This window comes from Psychrobacter sp. R86515 (assembly GCF_042466315.1).
GTDB lineage: Bacteria > Pseudomonadota > Gammaproteobacteria > Pseudomonadales > Moraxellaceae > Psychrobacter.
Genome location: NZ_JAXHCC010000001.1, coordinates 2,785,228 through 2,807,092, shown reverse-complemented (window position 1 = coordinate 2,807,092; position 21,865 = coordinate 2,785,228). Strand labels below are relative to the sequence as shown.

Annotated in this window: 15 protein-coding genes; 13 read left to right on the top strand and 2 right to left on the bottom strand. The window is 44.4% G+C overall.

All coding sequences use genetic code 11. The annotated features are described in order from the left end of the window. Positions 1-17: 17 nt before the first annotated feature. Both SJY28_RS11550 and SJY28_RS11545 read right to left on the bottom strand, forming a co-directional pair. The gene (locus tag SJY28_RS11550; RefSeq protein WP_379544561.1) at positions 18-806 is read right to left on the bottom strand and encodes a siderophore-interacting protein; all 789 of its coding nucleotides are present in this window, start codon (positions 804-806) and stop codon (positions 18-20) included. Further along, on the bottom strand, positions 739-1,293 hold the full coding sequence (locus SJY28_RS11545; protein ID WP_379544560.1) for a DUF2470 domain-containing protein: 555 nt from the start codon (positions 1,291-1,293) through the stop codon (positions 739-741). Before SJY28_RS11545 ends, SJY28_RS11550 begins: the two co-directional genes overlap by 68 nt. A gap of 193 nt (positions 1,294-1,486) precedes the next feature. Between SJY28_RS11545 and SJY28_RS11540 the strand changes: the two genes are divergently transcribed. From SJY28_RS11540 to SJY28_RS11480, 13 genes are all read left to right on the top strand, one after another. Continuing rightward, on the top strand, positions 1,487-2,251 hold the full coding sequence (locus SJY28_RS11540) for an ABC transporter ATP-binding protein (protein ID WP_379544559.1): 765 nt from the start codon (positions 1,487-1,489) through the stop codon (positions 2,249-2,251). Positions 2,252-2,301: 50 nt separating this feature from the next. Beyond that, complete coding sequence (locus SJY28_RS11535) at positions 2,302-3,276, top strand: ABC transporter substrate-binding protein (protein WP_379544558.1); 975 nt, start codon at positions 2,302-2,304, stop codon at positions 3,274-3,276. After that, positions 3,273-5,468 carry a Fe(3+)-hydroxamate ABC transporter permease FhuB gene (fhuB, locus tag SJY28_RS11530; protein ID WP_379544557.1) on the top strand — a complete coding sequence of 732 codons (2,196 nt, stop codon included), beginning with the start codon at positions 3,273-3,275 and terminating at the stop codon, positions 5,466-5,468. The genes SJY28_RS11535 and fhuB overlap by 4 nt, the downstream gene beginning before the upstream one ends. Positions 5,469-5,838: 370 nt before the next feature. Beyond that, on the top strand, positions 5,839-7,188 hold the full coding sequence (locus SJY28_RS11525) for a diaminobutyrate--2-oxoglutarate transaminase family protein (RefSeq protein ID WP_379544556.1): 1,350 nt from the start codon (positions 5,839-5,841) through the stop codon (positions 7,186-7,188). Positions 7,189-7,327: 139 nt separating this feature from the next. Beyond that, the gene (locus tag SJY28_RS11520; protein WP_379544555.1) at positions 7,328-8,818 is read left to right on the top strand and encodes a pyridoxal phosphate-dependent decarboxylase family protein; all 1,491 of its coding nucleotides are present in this window, start codon (positions 7,328-7,330) and stop codon (positions 8,816-8,818) included. A 1-nt stretch (position 8,819) separates the two neighbouring features. After that, the gene (locus tag SJY28_RS11515; RefSeq protein WP_379544554.1) at positions 8,820-10,649 is read left to right on the top strand and encodes an IucA/IucC family protein; all 1,830 of its coding nucleotides are present in this window, start codon (positions 8,820-8,822) and stop codon (positions 10,647-10,649) included. A 103-nt stretch (positions 10,650-10,752) separates the two neighbouring features. After that, positions 10,753-12,147: a lysine N(6)-hydroxylase/L-ornithine N(5)-oxygenase family protein gene (locus tag SJY28_RS11510; RefSeq protein ID WP_379544553.1), complete on the top strand. Its 1,395-nt coding sequence runs from the start codon at positions 10,753-10,755 to the stop codon at positions 12,145-12,147. Between the two features lie 69 nt (positions 12,148-12,216). Next, the gene (locus tag SJY28_RS11505; RefSeq protein ID WP_379544552.1) at positions 12,217-12,819 is read left to right on the top strand and encodes a GNAT family N-acetyltransferase; all 603 of its coding nucleotides are present in this window, start codon (positions 12,217-12,219) and stop codon (positions 12,817-12,819) included. Then, entirely contained in the window at positions 12,819-14,318 is a 1,500-nt protein-coding gene (locus SJY28_RS11500; RefSeq protein WP_379544551.1) for an MFS transporter, read from the top strand. Before SJY28_RS11505 ends, SJY28_RS11500 begins: the two co-directional genes overlap by 1 nt. A gap of 119 nt (positions 14,319-14,437) precedes the next feature. Then, on the top strand, positions 14,438-16,393 hold the full coding sequence (locus tag SJY28_RS11495; RefSeq protein WP_379544550.1) for an IucA/IucC family protein: 1,956 nt from the start codon (positions 14,438-14,440) through the stop codon (positions 16,391-16,393). A 4-nt stretch (positions 16,394-16,397) separates the two neighbouring features. After that, entirely contained in the window at positions 16,398-18,482 is a 2,085-nt protein-coding gene (locus SJY28_RS11490) for an IucA/IucC family protein (RefSeq protein WP_379544549.1), read from the top strand. A gap of 28 nt (positions 18,483-18,510) precedes the next feature. Next, a complete protein-coding gene (locus SJY28_RS11485; protein ID WP_379544548.1) occupies positions 18,511-19,152 on the top strand; it encodes an RraA family protein in 642 nt (213 codons plus the stop codon). Positions 19,153-19,359: 207 nt separating this feature from the next. Then, the gene (locus tag SJY28_RS11480; protein ID WP_379544547.1) at positions 19,360-21,741 is read left to right on the top strand and encodes a TonB-dependent receptor; all 2,382 of its coding nucleotides are present in this window, start codon (positions 19,360-19,362) and stop codon (positions 21,739-21,741) included. Positions 21,742-21,865 lie beyond the last annotated feature (124 nt).

Sequence of the window (21,865 nt, the reverse complement as noted above, 5' to 3'; positions counted from 1 at the left end):
AGCGTTTTTTGTGCAAACTAATCGTGACGCCAGTAGACTTTTACCACAACATCAATACGACTTAGCCCAAGTCGATCTTTCAGCAATGGACGCAATGCTTTGACAGTATTCGCTTCTAGCGCTCCCCAGACTTTATCAATCTGTAGAGGATTGTCAGTCAAATAATCGCCTAATTTACCGTCAATTAGCGTGGCTAACTCTGCTCCCGAGTTTGGTTGATTGGTTACTATAGGCAGTACGGTAAAGTGGTTATCCTCGCGGCTTTCAGTATCGCAATCAAGGCCACTGCGCATTTTTACAGTATCAAAATAACTTTGATCGCCTGCATCTTGCGTCACACAAACGACTAATGGTGGTGTAGGGTTATTCCATAGCTCTAGCAGTCGTGCTGCCGTTGGCATTGATGTCTCATCGACAATCAGTACCGCTTGACCGTCTCGTAAGTGCTCTACCTTTTCTGGAAACTCTCGTTTTGTGACAACGGTCTCGCCTGCTTGTAGTGCTGTTGCCCAGTTGCCGCCCGGCGTATCCCCATGCAAAAAAACATCGACCCATGCTCGTATCTCATCATCAGCTTGCCATGCTTTTCTTAAAGTGTAATAGCAGTGAGGACGAGCAGGGCGTACGTTTTCCTTTGCACTGTCATCAGCTTTGTTGCCATTAGTTTTATAGTCACCAGCTTTATTGCCATCAGTGCTGTCAGTAATCAATGCGTTGGTCATTGCATTGTGTTCTAAATCAAACAAGTACGCGTAACCCGCTTCGTTGGTAGGTACTGACGTTCGAGCTTTTTGCGCCTTCAACATCGCTTAATGAAGGCATGCTCAATTCAAGGCGCAGCATATTTTTGCTGATTCTATAGCTATTTTGTACCTCAAATACTTGCTTGGTCAGTTTGATTGTTTTTTTGCCTAGCTTTTTATCTGCTCTTTGTTTTAGCAAGATATATTGGGCTTGCAAGTCATCAAGCTGAGAGATAGGTGCAGCAAAAGCAATAAAGAAAGTCTGGTTATAGAGTGAACTATTTTGAGCGGCAGTTGATTGATTCTCTACGCCTTTTGGACAAGTCTGTATAGCAATACCTTCAGCATAAATATCAGTTATTTGGGCATCGACCAGATCCAATTCGGCGGTAGATAATGAAGTAAACACACTCAAAAATCCAAGCAGTTCGTCGAGGTGCTCCTCATTAATATGAGCGACCACACCTGCTATTTCAGGGTCGTTTAGGGGAGTGTATTGGCTGTTTTGGTTATCGGTGTTTTCTGTAGTAGCTAAAAGAAGATTAGTCATATAAATACTCGCAATCAACAGAGCGTTGAAATTAAAGTGAATGAGTTTATAGTTAATGATAATTGTTTTTGTTATCATTTACGAGTAAAATCAATTTTTATTGTGGTTTGATCGTCAAAAATTGGTCTATAGCTGATGACCGATGAACCATCATTTTTATGACATATTATTTTTATCAACAATGAGTGCTTATATGCTACGTGCAAACCAGCTGACTATCAGCCGTCAAGGAAATACTCTATTAGACAACGTGACTTGTGAAATTGATACCAATCAACTGGTGGCTTTGGTTGGGCATAATGGGTCTGGCAAGTCGACCTTGATCAAAGCGCTAGCGGGTGAGATGGCAAGTAGTAGCGGCAATGTCACATTAGATGAGCACAGTATCAATGACTACGGCAGTAAGGAGTTAGCGCGGCAAATGGCATATCTGCCGCAGCAATTGCCAGAAGCTGCTGGATTCACGGTGCGTGAGCTGGTCATGCTAGGGCGCTATCCTCATCAAAAATGGCTGCAAAAGCCAACTCAAATAGATAAAGACAAAGTCGCGCAAGCATTAAAAGTGACTAAAACCGAAGCGTTTGCTGATCGAATTACTGCCACGCTATCTGGTGGTGAGCGCGCTCGTGCGTGGCTCGCGATGTGTTTGGCACAGGATACCCGTTACTTATTACTCGATGAACCACTTGCTGCGCTTGATATGCATTATCAAATCGAGGTCATTCAGCTCATTCGTCGTTTGGTGGATGAGCAAGGCTTAAGCGTGGTAATTATTATCCATGATATTAATTTGGCAGCGCAATATGCCGATCGAGTCATCGCACTGAAAAATGGCCAAATATGTCACAACGGCGATATCGCCAGTACCATGCAACCTACCGTGCTACACGATATCTTTAATGTCGATATGCAGCTGCTCAGTCATCCTATTACTGGACAGCCTGTCGCAGTCGCTTAACGTCTGGTTTCTGCTCCTTCTTTCTAATTTGCCTACAAAGATACGCTTTTATGCCTCCCGTTTTTTATACAGATAAATTATCGAAATATCTACTAGTTACGCCAGTATCAGTAATGACAACATTGAAATGGTTCGCCCTCGCATTGTGTTTGGTATTGACCGCTTGTAATAGTCGGACAACCGCTACCTCAGAAGCAGAAAACAGTCATAGCGATAGGATGAATATCGTGTCTCCTGACTGGGGTAATGCAGCGACTTTGACAGCGATGGGGCATGCACCAATTGCGACAGGTGATGTCAGGGTTTGGGACAGATGGGTGGGAAGCCCCAAACTACCAACATCGATAACAGACTTGGGCATACGCTATCAGCCCAACGCTGAGCTAATCGCCCAACTGCCTGTCGATATGGTCATAGATAATTATTTCTATGAGCATGCACGCAATTTATACGGCGATGTCCCTGCAGAATCTGTGATGTCTGCGGCAAAAGGAGAGACGGCAACCTGGGCTGACTATACGGAACCGACGCGGGAGCTTGGCATGCTGATCGATAACCCGAAGATGGCTGAAGACTATATTGTACAAAGTCAGAAAGACATACAGCTGGCCAGTCAGCAATTCCAACAGCGTTATCCAAAAGCCAAGAAATTTGCAGTGGTACAGTTTGCGGATGCTAATAACATGCGTATGTATGTGGCAAATAGCTTATTTCAGCCTGCGTTAGAGCAGATGAATAGAGAGCTTGTGGTATTGGGCAAGGGCAATCAGTGGGGGTTTGTGCCGATACGAATGGGAGATTTGGCGCAATTAGATGATGAGACTTGTTTATTAATTATCGACCCGCTGAGCCCAATTACTCGAGCTGAAATTGATGACAGCTTGATTTGGCAGCGTCTAGGTTATGGCAATACCCGCTGTGTGGGCGAGCTACCACCAGTATGGATTTATGGTGGGATGTCATCATTGGTTAGCCTAGCAAACAACTTGTCAGAAGTTTCATTAAAAGGCGGGGAAGTACTATGAGCGCCAATGCAGATACTCACAACAACCAAAACAATCATATCAATAACCACACCGACAGTTCTCATAACGACAGTGCTCATACGATGACATTAGCTTCTCAAGCAGCAACAGTTCCAAAACCCTCATCAACGTTATCATCGTCGCAATCATTGAAACAGTCATCACCACTGAATCAGCCACCGAACCAACACAAACCACAGACTTCTTTATTTGCCAATTTGTCTTGGCGACTATGGACCATGCTCATCGGATTAGCGGCATTGTCGTTATGGAGTAGTTGGGCTCTGTTAGATCAACAGTGGACGCGCCCAGTCAGTGACTTGCTTATACCAAGCTCGCAATTGGATATTGCCAGTATGGCGATACAGCTGCATCTAGTGGCGACCAGCGTGGTGGCGTTGTTGGCTGGCGGGCTATTAGGCGTGGTCAGTATTTTATTACAGCAATTGGTAAAAAACCCATTAGCATCAGATACGACGCTAGGGGTGGGCGTGGGTGCACAGTTGGCCATGCTCATCGTCACGTTATTTTTGCCAAGCTTAGCTATTTATGGCGGAATTTACGTGGCCTTTGTAGGGGCTATCATTAGTATGGGTCTGGTTTTTGCCTTATCAGCACCCAGTCGATTTAATCCATTGATTTTGATATTGGCCGGTTTGGTTGTCAATATTTTGCTGGCCGCAGTAGCCAATGTACTAGTGCTATTTTTTGCTGAGCGTAGTAATGGAATGCTGTCGTGGGCGGCTGGGTTTTTGGCACAAAACAGCTGGCATACCAGTATAGCGCTAGTCATCACTGCTATTTTGATGGCGGTCGTATGTCTGCCATTACTGAAACCATTAACGCTGATGAGTCTAGATGACACGCAGGCCAGACGTTTGGGTGTGCCTATTAATGGGATTCGGGCACTTGTTGTACTGGTGGTCGCAGTCGTGACCGCTTTAGTGATTAGTGAAGTTGGTTTAATTGGTTTTATTGGTCTTGGTGCAGCAAGTTTGGTCAATGCGCTGGGCATCTCTGCTATTGGTAAGCGTTTGGCCACTGCCTTTGGGTTAGGGGCGCTGCTTTTACTATTGACTAGCAATGTCGCGTTACTGCTTGAACCGATACTGGATATGCAGATTCCAGCTGGTGCCATGACAGGTATCTTGGGTGCACCGCTGATTATTTGGCTGATTTTGCGTCAGCGTCGTGAGCGGATAGAGACAGTGACACCGATGCTTGCAGGTAAGCATACATCCATTGCCTTTTGGCGATGGGGCGTTGGCGTGCTCGCTATTATCATGTTTGCCTGTTTATTTGTACAAGATATCAATGGTTGGGGGCTAAGTACGGACTGGGCGCTTACGCAGCAGTACCGCTTACCTCGCAGTTTGAGCGCTGCGGCCACAGGCTTGATGTTGGCAGTCGCCGGTGTGCTACTGCAAACCTTAACGCGTAACCCTATGGCCAGTCCTGAGGTATTGGGTGTCAGTTCAGGCGCGGCACTTGGGGTTATTTTGGGGTTTTTATTATTACCAAGTTTAGGGCTATCTGCGGGAGCAGGAACGTTGCTGGTTTCAGGACTGTCAGGGGCGATGGCCGTGCTGCTATTGATTATTTGGCTAGCACGCAGGGTCAGCTCAGGTTATTTATTGTTAGTAGGTATAGGCATTGCCGCCATGATGGACGGGGTGATGCATATGGTCAAGCTTTCAGGAGATCCGCGTCTAGAAGCAATGCTCAGCTGGCTGTCAGGGACAACCTATAGCGCCCAGCCCAGTACAGTATGGTATCTCATTGGCATTGCAGCTATCTTATTTATACTCAGTCTACTACTGATTAAGCCTTTGCGCGTTCTTGGACTAGGTACAGGTGTGGCGCGTAATCTAGGTGTGGCAGTTACGCCAGTGACTTTGTCGTTGTTGGTATTGGTGGCAGCGCTTAGTACGGCCAGCACGCTTGCCGTTGGCCCGTTGAGTTTTATTGGTTTGATGGTGCCTCACTTAGCTACTTCGCTAGGCGCTGTAAAGCTTGAACGGCAATTGCCATTAGCTGCACTTTTAGGGGCAGGCGTGATGGTGATAGCAGATTGGATTGGCCGTTATGTTATTTTCCCTTATGAGCTGCCTGCTGGCACGATTGCGGCCATTATCGGTGGTGGCTACTTCTTATGGCTCATTCGTAAGGTACCAGCCTCGGCAAATAGGTAGTTGCTGTCTTTAGATAGCTATTAATCAACGATATAAGTGAGCACAGATAGTCTAAAACTATCTGTACTGGGTAGCTGTGTGTCACTGATTAGTTAATAGTTTGAAGTAGTCTGCATTGTTCCTAATTAATCGCTCTTGATTCGTCGTTCTTAAATTCACGCTAGCTGCTATCTTTGTCATTTTCATCAATAGAAAATTCGCAAACTGGGTTGACAGTCAGTTATTGGTAGTAGATACTACGCTTCATTAATAATAATGATTATCATTTACATTATCATTCAATATAAATGAGCGATATTTTAAGAAGTAAGCGTCAAACCTTACTTTCGAATGTTTATCCAAGACTACTGACAATAACAAGGCTGAAGCTATGGACACGATCTTATTAGACGAATCACTTGATAACGAATGCTACTTACACCGTCAAGAACAATTTGAATCGAAGGTTCGCAGTTATCCACGTAAGCTACCTTTTGCGATTCAATCCGCCAAAGGCGCGTGGATTACTGATGTTGAAGGTAACGAGTATATCGACTGCCTATCAGGTGCTGGCACGCTGGCACTTGGACATAATCATCCCGTAGTCATAGAAAGCATCAAAGCGCTATTGGATAGCAACCTACCGATGCATACATTGGATATCACCACACCGTTAAAAGACAAATTTAGCGAGTTCATGTACAAACTACTCGCCACCAATAGCGATGAGTATTGCTTGCAGTTTTGTGGGCCGACGGGCGCTGATGCGGTAGAGGCTGCGATTAAACTGGCCAAACAAGTCATGGGTCGTTCAGGTGTTGTTAGCTTCAGCGGTGGCTATCATGGCATGACACATGGTGCTCTGGCGGTGACAGGAAACTTGGCACCTAAACAAGGTATCGAAGGCCTGATGGGCTCGGTGCAATTCTTGCCTTATCCCAATATGTATCGCTGCGCGTTTGGTTTGCCTTTTGAGCAAAGCATCCATGCCCATATGCGCTACTTTGAAAACTTCCTAAAAGATGTAGAGAGTGGCGTGGTGAAACCAGCCGCGGTCATTTTAGAAGTTATACAAGGGGAAGGCGGCGTCAACCCTGCGCCCATAGAATGGCTGAAGCATGTGCGCCGAGTGACAAAAGAGCTGGGCATTATGCTGATCATCGATGAAGTACAAACGGGTTTTTGCCGTACAGGACGCTGGTTCGCCTATCAATATGCGGATATCGATCCTGATATGATTGTGATGTCAAAAGCAATCGGTGGTGGTCTGCCACTTGCGGTATTGGGTATCAAAAAACAATACGATGTATGGCAAGCAGGCAACCATTCTGGCACGTTTAGAGGTAATCAGTTGGCGATGGCGACTGGCCTTGCCACCCTTAATTACTTAAAAGACAACAACGTTGCTGATTATGTTTTAGAAATAGGCGCATGGTTTATGGCGCAGCTAAAAATACGCCAACAGCGCTATCCAAAAATGGGTCAAGTCAGAGGACGTGGTCTCATGATTGGTATAGAGATTATCAATCCCAGCCTACCTAAGCAAAATGACGGTAGCTATCCAGCAGACAGCGATGTGGCTGCCAAAATCCAACAATCATGTTTTAAGCATGGATTGGTGATTGAAAAAGGCGGGCGCGGTGGCACAGTATTGCGATTATTGCCGCCACTCAATATAACCAAAGATGAGCTGCAGCAAGTCTTGCAAAGGCTTGATATGGCGCTAGAAGACAATAAATAGTCTTGCCAGCGTTTTAGCATGATTCACACTTTTATAAAAAACTCTGATAACAACTCTGATAACAACTCTAATAACGACTCTAATAATAAGTCACTTATTTGCGATTTATACAATCGTGGAATAAACAAGTGAGGATATTTTGCATTTATTAAATCAGCAAACCAGTGAGCAATATGTCACGCATATGCAAAAAACCAGCGCTGTTATCAAACAGTGGCTAGACGACAATAATGTGTATTTGGGCGGCACACCGCAACAAGTGCAAGCGACCAATATCTTTAGCATCCGTGAGCAAGGCCGAGACATCGACACGATACTCGCGGATATTCAAAGTAAGTTTTTGCCCAGTTGTGTGTCGACGGCCAATGCGAATTGCTTAGCCCACTTACATCCGCCCACACTGGTTATTGGTCAGATTGCTGAGATGATTATCGCGGCCACGAACCAAAGTATGGACTCGTGGAACCAAAGCCCAGCAGCCACCTATATCGAAAAAGACTTAATCCATTGGCTGTGTCAACGTTGCCATTTTAATAGCGCTAACAATCAAAAAAGCAGTAACGCTGGTGGCGTCTTTACCAGTGGTGGTACGCAAAGTAACCTGATGGGTTTACTGCTTGCACGCAATCGATTCTATAAGTCTAAGGGCGTTGATGTGCAACAGGATGGCCTTATGGGTCAGCCTGTTGGCAAAATCCTGTGCTCAGACCAAGCGCACTTTTCTATTGAAAAAAACGCGGCGCTACTAGGTCTAGGCCAACGTTCCGTCATCAAGGTAGCGACCGATGCATCAGGTGCCATGCTGATGTCTGACTTACAACATCAGATAAATCAGCTAGGCGCTGACAATGTGATGGCCATCATCGCAACGGCTGGCACTACTGATTTGGGTGCGATTGACCCTCTAATGGCTATAGGCAAAATTTGCCGTGATGCACAGATATGGCTACATGTTGATGCAGCATGGGGCGGGGCATTGCTACTATCACAGCGCTATCGACACTTGATTGAGGGGCTGAATCAAGCTGACTCTATCACCTTGGACTTTCACAAACATTTCTTCTTGCCGATTAGCTGTGGTGCTTTTCTCTTACGAGATAACCAAAATTTCGAGAGTATTCGCCATCATAGTGAGTATCTAAACTCTGCTGATGACGAACAGGACAATATCTTAAATTTAGTCACGTACTCTTTACAGACCACACGCCGTTTCGATGCCTTAAAGCTGTGGATGGCGCTGGACTTACTAGGGACAAATGGCTATGCAGCCTTGATTGATAGCTGTCTAGATACTGCCAAGCAAGCAGCACAGCTGATTGATACAAATGAAAATTTTGTACTGGTACATGAGCCCATTATTAGCAGTGTTTTGTTTTACTTTACACCCAAAGATACCGCGTTATCTGATGAGCAACTCGCTCAGCTTAATCGTCACATTGCACAAGAATTATTGGTCAATAACATTGCCAATGTGGCCACTACCCAGTTTGAGCAGCGCCTTTGCCTTAAATTCACCATTCTAAATCCCAATACCCAAATTAATGATATTGCCGACATCATTGAGCAGATGGCTATTGCTGGTTTTAACCAACTCAATTCTGACAACCTGAACGTTGATGGGAAAAAATAACATGATGCAGCATAAAACGCTTGATCGTCTCACACTACAAAATCTAATCAATGCTTACTGTTTTGAGACTGGGCGCGGCGATATTATTGCCGTAGAGCAGCAAGATGATATACAGAAGCATGCCTCACAAAATAAGCCTCTATTAGTGCTAATGCTATTGCCTTCGAACACGGTAATGGTTGTACCGGTCGACAGAGTGAGCCAATTGGGTCAGCACCGTTTGGCGGGCACGCCGCTTATATTGAATAAGCAGGTCAGCATACGATCAGACTCGAAACTAGACACGCAATTAGACGACCCTTTGCAAAACAGCCGATGGATAAAATCCTCTGCTATGAGCCTAGCATCTTTGATTATTGAAGATATCGTGCATCGTTATAAAGACAAAGCGACGCTAGATGCCAATGGCGTATTAAAACGCTGGATTGAGAGTTATGAGGGGCTACAGATTATCTTAGAGCATCGCAATGATGAGATTGATGACATCGTTGACTATCAGCAAGACTTTATTCAGACCGAACAAAACCTTATTTACGGTCATGCCATGCATCCTACACCCAAAGGCCGTGCTGGTTTTTATGGTGCCGAGTGGGCAAAGTATGCGCCCGAGACCAGTAGCAAAACCCAGCTGCACTATTGGCTAGTGCACCTCAGCTGCATTACAGAAGAATTCGTAGATGGCGACAGCATTACCACAGCACTCAAATCAAAGCTAAAAGCTGATATGAGTGGCTATCAGCAGCAACTTGTCGATGAGCATCCAGACTATAAGCTGTTGCCATTACATCCTTGGCAAGCAAGGTTTTTGCAGCAGCAGCCGTGGTATCAAAAGCTGCTAGAACAAGGCCAATTGTTTGACTTGGGTGAGCTTGGTTGGTATCTGCATCCGACTACATCGGTACGCACACTGGCTGCCTTTGATGCGCCTTGGATGTTCAAGTTGTCGTTGTCTGTAGCAATCACCAACTCAGTGCGGATTAACCTGCCCAAAGAATGCAAACGCGGCATGCATGCCTGCCGAATCTGGCGTAGCGACTATGGTACTCAGCTCAAAACCGAGTACCCTACGATTGCCGTATTGAATGATCCTGCTTGGATAGCCTTACGTATCGACGGCAAAATCATTGATGAGACCATTTGTATCTTACGTGACAACCCTTTTACAGAGGATACGCAAGTCACCAATCTTGCCAGCTTAAGCCAAGATCATCCTACTCGTCTCACTAACCGTTTAGAGACACTGTTTAAGTCTATTCATAAACAGACAGATGAGCCTTTAGAACAGGTGGCTGTCCAGTGGTTTGACACTTATTTACAAGTTGGTTTTATACCGCTGGTTCATATGTACTATCAGCATGGTATTGGTTTTGAAGTACATCAGCAAAACAGTCTCATCGAGCTAACAGACGGCTATCCTACTAAATTTTGGGCCAGAGACAATCAAGGCTTTGGTTATATTGCAGAGTATGCCACGCCGCTCATTGATGCTTATCCAGAGCTTATTAGCGAAGGAGAGTGCGTTATTCCAGAAGACTTTGCTGACTCACGCTTTGCCTATTATTTAGTTGGTAACAGTATATTTGGCTTAATCACTGCCATTGCTCGTACTCAACTTGTGAGTGAGGATGCATTAATCACGACGTTTAAAGAATGTCTAATGGCGTTAGAGCAACAATACCCACATCGTTCGTTATTTGACTTGTTGTTACGTAGCCCTACATTGCCGTTCAAGGGCAATCTACTCACCAGACTTTATGCGCTCGATGAGCTGACCGCACCTGTTGAGACCCAGTCTATTTATGTCGATATCCCAAACCCCATGGTGACGTAGCACGTCATATTGTGACGGCAAAGATAAGCACACAATAGAAATTAGAGTTCGATAGAAACGAACACCAGAATTAACGTAACTACCAAATCACTAAGGGGCGACCGTGTTAGATATTATTGGGATTGGCGTAGGGCCGTTTAATTTAAGTTTGGCGGCATTACTGACAAAGACCGACGTAACCGCAAAGTTTTTTGAGCAAAAGGCTGAGTTTAATTGGCATAAAGGCATGATATTGCCAAACACCACGCTGCAAGTGCCTTTTATGGCAGATTTAGTGACATTGATAGACCCAACCAGTCCGTATTCTTTTTTGAATTATTTGCATGCTCAGCAGCGATTGCTTAAGTTTTATTTTTTAGAAGAATTTAAAATTTATCGTAAAGAGTATAACCACTATTGCCAATGGGTAGCTGAGCAGCTGGATAGTCTGAATTTTGATGCGCCAGTGATCGACGTGGAATTTGATGACAATAATGATGGGTTTGTAGTGACAGTCTCTGAACAAGGCACACAAAACACCTATCATGCTAAAAATCTGGTCATAGGAACGGGCACACAGGCCACGCTACCACCATCGTTGCAAGATATTGCCAAACAAGCGCCTAACCGCTGTATGCACACTGCCCATTTTGCAGACAATTTTGACTTGGACAGCCTCAATGCTAGTAGCCTTGATCTGACTAGCACCAAGACTGAGGGCAAGCTGACCAAAATATTGGTACTGGGGTCTGGGCAGTCCTCAGCAGAGGTGTATCGAACGCTGTTTGATCAGCAGTTTGATGGCGATGATAGTACTAATGACAACCCTAAGTTTCAGTTAGATTGGATGACGCGCTCGGCAGGATTTTTCCCCATGGAGTATTCCCCATTAGGTTTGGAGCATTTCAGCCCGGCTTATACAGACTACTTTTATGAGTTAGACTCAGCAACCAAACCCCAAGTCACTGCCAAGCAAGACCTGCTCTATAAAGGCATGGGCTTTGAGACCATACGCGATATTTATCATCGTCTCTATGAGCGCAGTATTACCAATCAAGATTTGTATTCGACGTTGCTGTCTAACTGTGAAGTGGTTGAGGCAACGCTGACAACAATGCTAGAAGTGCCAGAGCCGACAGACACCATAAAACTGGTAGTTAAACAGCGTGAGCAGAATCAAGATTTTACTGCTGAGTATGACTGTGTGATTGCTGGTACAGGCTATCGTTACGGTCTGCCTGAGTGTTTAAACACGATACTGCCTGCCATCGCGCATGATGCGTTTGAGCAGCCAGTCATTGATAGAGACTATGCACTGAAATATGTGCTGACGCATCAAAAAGATATCGCGACTAATGGCAAAATTTTTGTACAAAACCAGGAAGTGCATACCCATGGCGTTGGCGCACCAGACTTGGGGTTGGGTGCTTATCGAGCAGGGTGTATCGTCAATCAGTTAACAGGTGAGCAGACTTACGACACCGATGCCTTAAAAGTGTTTCAAAATTTTGGCGCGTAGTTTTTATAAGCATCGTATTTCATCAAAACCATATTAACCACATAGCAAAATAATAACTAGGAGCAAGTCATGCCGACTATCACCCAAAACCTACCCGATACCTTTAGCATTGAAGCTTATCAAAAGACGTTTGCGTTGAGACCTGTCAGCTACCCAGATGATATGCCATTGCTGTATAAATGGATGCATGCTGAGCATGTGGTCGATCAGTGGCAGCTACATCTCCCGATGCCGCAGCTAAAAACCCATTTTGAAAAAATGCTGGCCGATGACCATCAGCGTCTCTACCTTATAATTTGTGATGATAAGCCGATTGGTTATACAGAGATTTATGAGACGGCTCGTGACCGGTTATCTCATTATTACAAAGCCAAAGAGACGGACATGGGCTGGCATATTTTGCTTGGTGATCCAGCGGTGGTTGGCAAAGGCTATCTAAAGCCAACAGGTATGATGATCAGCAAGTTTATATTTGAGCATACTGAGGCCAAAAAAATCGTGGTCGAGCCGGATAGTAAGGTTGAGGTGTATCAATGGATTGCTGATAGCTTCGCTTATAGAGTACAACGTCTGATTGAGATGCCAGAAAAAACCGCCTCATTATATTTTTGCAATCGCGATGAGTTTCTAGAATCTAGAGGTTATCTCAATTTCTATGGTGCCACTGCTTAATGAGCAACGCCCCTATAAATAAAGCCCCTATAAATAAGGCATCTACAAATGAGTCTCCTATAAACGAAGCCTCGAATAGTAGTAGTAATAGCTTGACCGATAAGCAAGTACAGCAGGTATTACTGACACTATTACTCGGCGGTACAGTGGTCAGCTTTAGTAATAGTGCACTTAATCCAGCGATTCCTGTCTTTATGTCGGTGTTTGATGTCGATATCGTGATGGGCGGCTGGGTGCTAAATGCTTATGTATTGGCCATGAGTGTGGGGTTGATGCTAAGCGGCTACTTAAACAAAAAGTTTCCGTTTAAGCATGTTTATTTGGCGGCAATTTTTGGATTTATGCTGGGCTCAGTCATTGGCATGCTGGCGTCTAGCATGAGCTTTGTCATCTTTGCCAGAGCCATACAAGGACTGAGTGGCGGTCTGATTATCCCGCTGTCTATTGGTATGCTATATCAGATTTATCCGCAGCAGCAGCACGGTAGAGTAATGGCACTATGGGGCATTGTTATTATGATGTCGTTGGCGTTTGGCCCTTTGGTCGGTGCTTACTTGGTTGAGCAGTTTGCGTGGTGGACACTGTTTGCCATTACCTTGCCACTCAGTGCAGCGGTCATGGCGTTGGTGTGGCGATTGATACCTGACATACGCTCACATGATAAAAAAAGCCCTTTCGATACCATCGGGTTTGTCAGTTTGCTTATTTGGCTGCTTGCGATGATGGTTTGGCTGAGCACGCTGAAGATAGACTTCACTGGCCGGCTACTAAGCAGTGATGGCTTATTAAAGATAGCCACTTTAGGTTTATTGTCTGTCGGATTTTTACTGTCCGCGATGGCTTGGTGGGCATATGAGCGGCGGCAGAAATATCCATTATTAAACGTGCGCTTATTTAACAATAAAACCTATTTGCACAGTAATATCATTAGCATTACTCAAACAGTCGGTTTGATGCTGTGTCTCTTACTATTACCCGTGTTGATCCAAGATGTGATGGGCGAGAGTGCTTTATGGACAGGCATTGTCCTGATGGTCGCGACGCTTGTAGCCAGTGTCACCACCCATTACGCTGGCAAGATGGTAGATAAGCAAGGTGCCAGAGGTATTGGCATCGTAGGAATTGCGATTAGTGCACTGTCTACCTTGATGCTGGCATGGTGCTTGTATCAGCCTACGCTTTGGCTATTAATGCTAATTATGAGTGTACGAGGTATTGGGGTAGGTTTGGCGTATCTGCCAACCACAACAGTAGGATTTAGCAGCTTACCCAAAGACGCGGTCACTGAGGGAGCCGCCCTTAATAATATCAGTCGCCGCATCATCTCTACTATATTTATCACGCTGTCTACCCTTTATATAGGCAGTCGAAGTGCGCAGTTATTGGCAGCAGGTAGTAGTGACGGCATGGCAAGCGCGATCCAAGAAATACTGGTGGTCATCGCGGTGATTTTATTATTCACAATCCCTTCAGCGTGCAAATTACCACGATCCTCATAAAAAATACCCCGTATCGGGGTTTACTTTAACTTGCTAACGTAAATAATTATCATTCGCTTTAAATGTATCTAAATTCATAATTTTATTTGATTCAATTTTCAGACAGGAAGCTTATATCTATGCCCAATCATCTAGTAAACCCTACCAAAAACAGTAATGGCAATCATAGTACTGACGTCACTTATGCGACCAAACCGTGGCAAGCACCTATTGATTCTAAAATCATGGCACGCGCTGAGCAACGGGTGATCAAGCAATTGCTACAAGCATTACTATATGAAAATATTATTGATTTTGAATCTGAAAGTGCGAACACCGCTAATAGTGCTGATAGTGAGACTCTGCTGAATTTTGTCATACAAGCAAGTGATGATGTTAGTTATACCGCGCAAGGCTATATTCATTACAGTTTTGACATCATTCGTTTGAATGAGCTGAATGTACAGCGAGTGGTTAACGGTGTTGCCCAAGATGCCATTCTTGAGCATGTAATCAGTGATATCTTGCTTAATATTGAGGGTGCGGAGCTAAAAGACAGCTTTATCAAAGAGCTGCGTCACACCTTAGTGAACGAAACACAATCTCAGATACTGGCTTCTAATATACCTATGCCTATTGATATGCTCACTTATGAGCAACTCGAAGGCTATTTGACGGCAGGTCATCCTTATCATCCGTGTTTTAAGTCTCGTATTGGTTTTGATTTGCAAGATAACTATGACTATGGCCCAGAGTTTGATCAAAACATCGGTGTGGTGTGGTTAGCGGTCAAAAAACAGCTACTAGTGAGCAATACCACTACTGACATCGATATCAATGAATGGGTGAAAGATTATGTAGGTGCGGATGAGTTTTCTGCACTCAATGCCAAACTCACAGAAGTACTTACAATCACAAATAAGCAAGACGAAGGTACAGCTAGTCATGAAGTAGACGAGACGGCTAATAATTATTGCCTTATACCTGCGCATCCTTGGCAATGGCAAAACACCTTGATTCAAGCGTTACAGCCATTGCTTGCCACGCAAGAAGTTATCTACTTAGGTAGTGCAGGTCATCAGTACCGCGCTCAGCAGTCTATTCGCTCATTGACGATGCTTGGTAATAGCGATGACAATGGTAACAATGACACTATTAATGATAAAGCCTACTTAAAGCTGAGTATGCATTTGATTAATACCTCAAGCACGCGAATACTAGCAAAGCATACTGTGATGAATGCGGCAGTTGTCACCACTTGGTTGAATCAACTGATTGCAGACGACAAGACGGCCCAAGCATTACCCATTGCATTTTTAGGTGAGACCGTTGGCGTTAGTTTAGACCATGAGGCGTTACGCACACGTGGCTATCAGCATCCAAATATGTATGGCGGGCTGGCTGCGATTTGGCGAGAAAACGTCAGTCAGCATCTATCAAAAGGGCAAACAGCATTCCCGCTCAATGGTGTCAGTTATATCAATGCTGATGGCTCGCATCTGATAACACCTTGGCTTGATAAATATGGCGTAGAGACATGGATTGCGCAGTTGATTAAGGTTACTGTCACCCCTTTACTACATATCTTATTTGGTTATGGTGTGGCACTAGAGTGCCATGCGCAAAACATCGTCTTGGTACATGAAGATGGCTATCCCATCAAGATATTATTAAAAGACTTGCATGACGGGGTTCGTTATTCACCCGCGCATTTGACTCAACAACACTTACGTCCAGACTTTTATAGCTTGCCGCCTGCTCATGCTGCCTTAAATAGAGGCTCATTCATCGAGACCGAAGATACCGATGGCATTCGGGACATGACGGTTGCTTGCTTATTCTTTGTGGCGTTGTCAGATATTGCGATTTTTATGCAGACGCATTATCACTATTCTGAAATGGCGTTTTGGCAACAGGTTGCTGACTGCGTGACCGACTATCAAACCTCTCATCCAGAGCATCAAGTACGGTTCGACTTGTTTGATGTATTCGCTGAACAAACTCGCATTGAGTCACTGGCTAAGCGCCGATTATTCGGAGATAAAGCATTCCCGATTAAATACATCAATAACCCACTGTTTAAAAGTCAGGGGTAAGACGATGCATACCTTATTTCCTGTGCAAATTTATGTACCAAAAAACCACCTTGATGCAAACCCTGAGCCAGATGTCGAGGCTATTCAATGGTCGCTGATTAGTCATTTAGTAGAGTGTTTCTTATTAGAGCAGTGGGTGGATGAGCACCTTATTCAAGTGACAACCATCGCTGAGTATTTAGAAAACTATCAGACGACTCAAGCTCAAGACGCGCATCAGTTTTTAGAATCACTACTTTTAGAGTCACTGCCACAGCAGTATCAAGATTTTTTTGACCAAGACAACACGTTAATGGTGATGCAGGTTGACCAAGAGAGGCAGTTATTACTATTGGTAGAGCCTGCTTATGCGTCACCGTGGCGATTGTCTAAATCCTGTCTGCCTGTCATACATAACCTTAATAGCAAGCGTCATGTAGATAACGTTTTGCTAGAGCCAGTAAGCTCAGCACAGCAATTGTTAGACATCTTTTTATCAATGATGGATGGTGCCAGCTTATCTGATATCGGTGTCTTAAAGCTAAAAGAGAGCTTAGAGGCTTCTTTTATAGCTCAGCAACAGTCATCGCTGGCAAACATCACAACGGCAGTTTGTCAGTATGCGCATTGGCATCAAACCTTGATTGCGGCGGAGCAGTGGGCATCACTCATGGATCGTCCGTTTCATCCACTGGCAAAAGGTAAGTTAGGATTTACGGAAATAGAATACAAACGTTATATGGCAGAGTTTAATCAGCCTATCAAGCTGGTATGGGTCGCCATTGCCAATAGCCATATCATGGTGGCAGAGCATGTTAAAAACACAGCAACGCAAAATCCAGCGACTTATCTTTTGGACACTACGCAGCAGCAGAGTTTGATGCGAGAGCTAGACGATAAAGGTATTGCAGATACCCATATTGCGATGCCCGTACATCCTTGGCAAATGATTCATGTAGTTGATGACATATATGCCGACGATCTTGCCAGTGGCACAGTTATCGCCCTCAAATTTGATGCGCTTATCACTTATGCCAGCTCATCCATGCGCAGTATGTTGATTGATACGGATACGCCCAATAGCATTAAGCTGCCTATAGGTGTATACGCATTGAACTCAAAGCGCTACTTACCAGCTCTCAAGTTGATCAATGGTGAAAAAAACCAAGCCATATTGATGCAGGCAAGAACGTTAGACCCGGTACTATTAGCACAGCTACGGTTGTGGGATGAGCGCCTATGGTGGGGTTATATGTCTCCGTCTCATTTGCATGATAAAAGCGCTATTAACCCTTATTTCTATCAAGAAAAACCCACGCATCTAGGCGCGATGCTACGCCAACTACCAGCAGATCTGTGTGACGATACGATTCGACTATTACCGATGGCAAGCTTGGGTATGTTGGTCTACAAACAAGGTGTTAGCCATCACATTTTTGACGGGATTGTTCAGAATAGCACACAGCATAGTAGCCAAAACAGTGCTCAAGACAGCTTTCAAGAAGGCTCGCCACAGAATAAAAAACCCGCTGTCATAGCGTGTTTTAAAAATCTTTGTGATGTGTTTTTGGGTACGATGCTGCGATGCTTACGCCTAGGGTTTGCGCCTGAGATGCACGGGCAAAATATTGTTATCGTATTAAAAGACAATCATTTTACCAGTCTGTTATTACGTGACCATGATTCCGTACGTATTTATCTACCATGGCTGGCACGTCATCACATATTAGATCCTGAATATCTGAGCCCGCCAGATTTTAAAAACCGTCTATATCGAGAGGCGCCGCAAGCGCTGATATTTTATCTACAGTCGCTAGGGTTACTGGTTAATCTTCGAGCGATTATCGAGTCATTGGTTGAGCACTATCATATTAATGAAGATACGCTGTGGCACAAGGCAATGATAAGTATCGAGGAATCCTTAGTAACTATCAATTTTGATGATGATCAACGTCAGGTACTTCGTGATGAGCTATTGAACACTTCACATTATCCGCATAAAACATTGCTATTGCCGGTGATTGCCCGTGGTTCTGACCCTCATGGCAGTATGCCCGCTGGAGAAAGTAAAACGATCAATCCGTTCAAGCGTGTCAAGAACAGTGGTTAAAATTATGAAATACCATAATGAGAACATAATGAATGACATCGATATTCACGACCTTATAGACAGTTATAAAGAGATAGGTACCTCAACCATAGGTCATCTGACGGAAGAGGGGTATTTACCAGATATCAAAGCACTGAATCCATGCCCGGCTACTATAGTCGGCCGAGTGTTGACGGTGCAACTAACCTCTGACAACACGGATGTGATCAACCAAGCATTGATTCAAGCAGCGCCCAATGATGTGTTATGTATTGATGCTCAGGTATTGGGTGTCAAAGCATGTTGGGGATCACTGCGAACTTGCGCGGCTATTTATGAAAAGCTGTCCGCGGTCATTGTCATTGGGCAGGCGACTGATTCGTTCCAAATTCAGCAGCTGGGCTTTCCCGTATTTGCGCAGGGTATCAGCGCTGTGACTACGTCCAAGAGCAACCAAGCACAAGGCACGCTGGCGTCCGATATTGCCTATCGCTTCGGTGAGCAGACGACGACGATTCGTTCAGGCGACATCGCCATTATGGATAATGACGGCGTATTTATATTGTCTGTTGATGTCGCACAGCAGCTATTATCAGATTGCCAAAAAAAGCATAAAGAAGATGAGGTAAAGTTTCAGATGTTTTTTGAGGCTTATCGTAACAATGAGCTAGATAAGTTATTCAATGACTAATGAAATTATCAGAGGTTAAATAGTCAACCATATCTGAAAGCAGTACAAATAAACGCTACTACCAAAGTTTAAATACATATAGAAATAAAAACGATTATCATTTACAATACGATTCACAAAGTTAGTACACACAGTATTATTATCTAAATATTACTCATATCACTGTTTATTTATTCAACTAAGTGAAATAACCTAAGTGAAATAATTATGAAAAGCCATCATCAAGTTGCTCTATCTGTTCTTACCCTTTGTATTAGTCAGCAATTATATGCACAAAACAATGTCAATGAAGCGGATGCCGTATTAGATGCACAGACCTCAGCGGAACTGGCTTCAAGTACTGTGTCTGATGAGACTCCCAATGTGACTTTAGACACTATCAATGTCACTGCTAAAGCCAGAACGGGCACGGCGCTGGCACAGAAAATTAGTGAGATGCCAGCAGTCACCCAAGTAATTACTGAAAACGAGATTCAGATGCAGGCAACGGGTGACCGTACCACTGGTGATATCTTGGCACAGTTGATACCGAGTTTGGGTGCTAGTAGTGGCTCAACCAGTAACTATGGCACGACTATGCACGGTCGCCCTGTACAGTTCTTGTTGAATGGTGTGCCTTTGAGCAGTTCACGTAGTCTTTCACGCGAGCTAAATAGTATCGATCCTGCGCAGCTTGAGCGAGTAGAGGTACTCTCAGGTGCTACCAGTATCTACGGTGCTGGTGCAGCAGGTGGCCTGATTAACCTTGTGACCAAATCTTTGGTAGGGTATGGCCCTATCAGACAGACTAGAGTCGGTGTCAGTAGCAGTCGTAATTTTGAGTCAGACTCATTGGGTTATCATGTAGGGCAAACATTAGGATATGGCGGCGAGCGAGTGTATGGTCGCCTAGATGTTGATTATGATAATAAAGGCGGCAAGTTTGATAGCAAAGGCAATCGAATCAGCCCAGATGTCAACCAAACAGACCAACAAGATACCGAATCGCTTAGTGTGAATGGTAGCTTGGGTGTAGAGCTCACTGACAGCCAACGTCTTGATCTTGCAGTGACTTACTACAGAGATGAACAAGACACCGACTACGGCCCAGATTATGGTGATGGTTTGGCAGTGTTATTTGGCGCAAAACCTTCCTTAAAAGCTATCGATGGTGCCAACGTAGAGAACGAGCCTTATACCACTAAGACCTCAATGAACTTGAACTATAATAATGACGATATTGCAGGGTCAAGCCTAAGTGTGACGGGTTATTATAGAGATGAAAAAGGCCGTTTTTATCCTTCTGCCAAGAGTGCAGCAACCCAAGCAGCTGAAGTATGGCAGGCCAACGGTTTGACTGATGAAACAACCGTGAACAAGCTTACCAGTGCTGCAGTATTTGTAACCCAGTCAGAAGCTGATATCGAAGTAATGGGTTTACGGGCAGCCATGCAAACCGAAACCGAAATCGCAGGCAAAAAGACACTGTTTAGCTATGGCGCTGATTTCGAACGCGAAAACAGTGAGCAAACTTACTATGGTCAAGACCTAAATACGTTCCTTGCTAGTAATGGCTTGACCGCCCAAACCAATGGGCTTACCTACAATGGTGGACCAGATACCACCATCGATAAATGGGGCGCTTTTGTCAATGCAGATGTAGATCTAACCGACAAGTGGCATACTAGCGCTGGTGTGCGTTATCAAAAGCTAAAATCTGAGACTGATACCTTTACGCCCATCTATGAGCAGCTGCTTGAAGAGTATTTTAATAGCCCTGCTATCAGTGGGACAAGTGCAGCTTATGGCATTGACTATCAAGCAGGCGACGTAGAAAAAGGCAGCACAGATCACGACAAAACCTTGTTCAATCTCGGTACTAGCTATCAATTAACCCCAAATGATCAAGTATTTGCTAATTTTTCACAAGGGTTCACCACAGCGGATATCCAGCGTGCGCTGCGTGACGTACGTGCCGGTTTCGTGGTTAATTCAGACAACGTACAACCGATTACAACCAACAACTACGAGTTTGGCTGGCAAGGCAAACATGGCGATACAGCAGCACGCTTGAGTGGTTTTTATAACGAATCAGACAAAGTAGTACGTTTTACTGACAGTTATACCGTAGAAGTTGTCGATACCGATGAGCGCGTTTATGGCGTGGAAGGGTCACTTAGTCATGACATTAGTGATAAATGGCAAGTAGGCGGTAGTGTGGCGTACACTCGTGGTCAGTATGACAAAGATGGTGATTGGCTAGAGCTAGATGCAGTACGTCTAACACCGCTAAAAGGTACGGCATTTGCTCAGTATAACTTCGATGAAGGTAGCAATATTCGTCTGCAAGCACTGGCAATCGGCGGTGATGATAAAGCCTTTAAAGACCAACAACAAGACCCTGACTCTAGTGCCTTACCAGTTACCGGTTATATGACCCTTGATGTATTGGGCCAAGTAAACATGCCAGTCGGCCGAGTAGATTATGGCGTTTATAACTTACTTAATAAAGACTATCTAACAGTCTATCATCAAACAACATTTGGTGATTTAAACCGTCTACCTGCCTCGGGTACGACTTATGGCTTAAGCTATACCGTCGATTACTAAAAAGCGCCACGCATTAAAAACCCTTCAGGCTATGAAAAGTTAGCATGAAGGGTTTTTTAATGTTCATAACTCTCTAAATCATTCATCTGCTCCAAGAGTATTTGTTAATGCTTCCAACTTTATG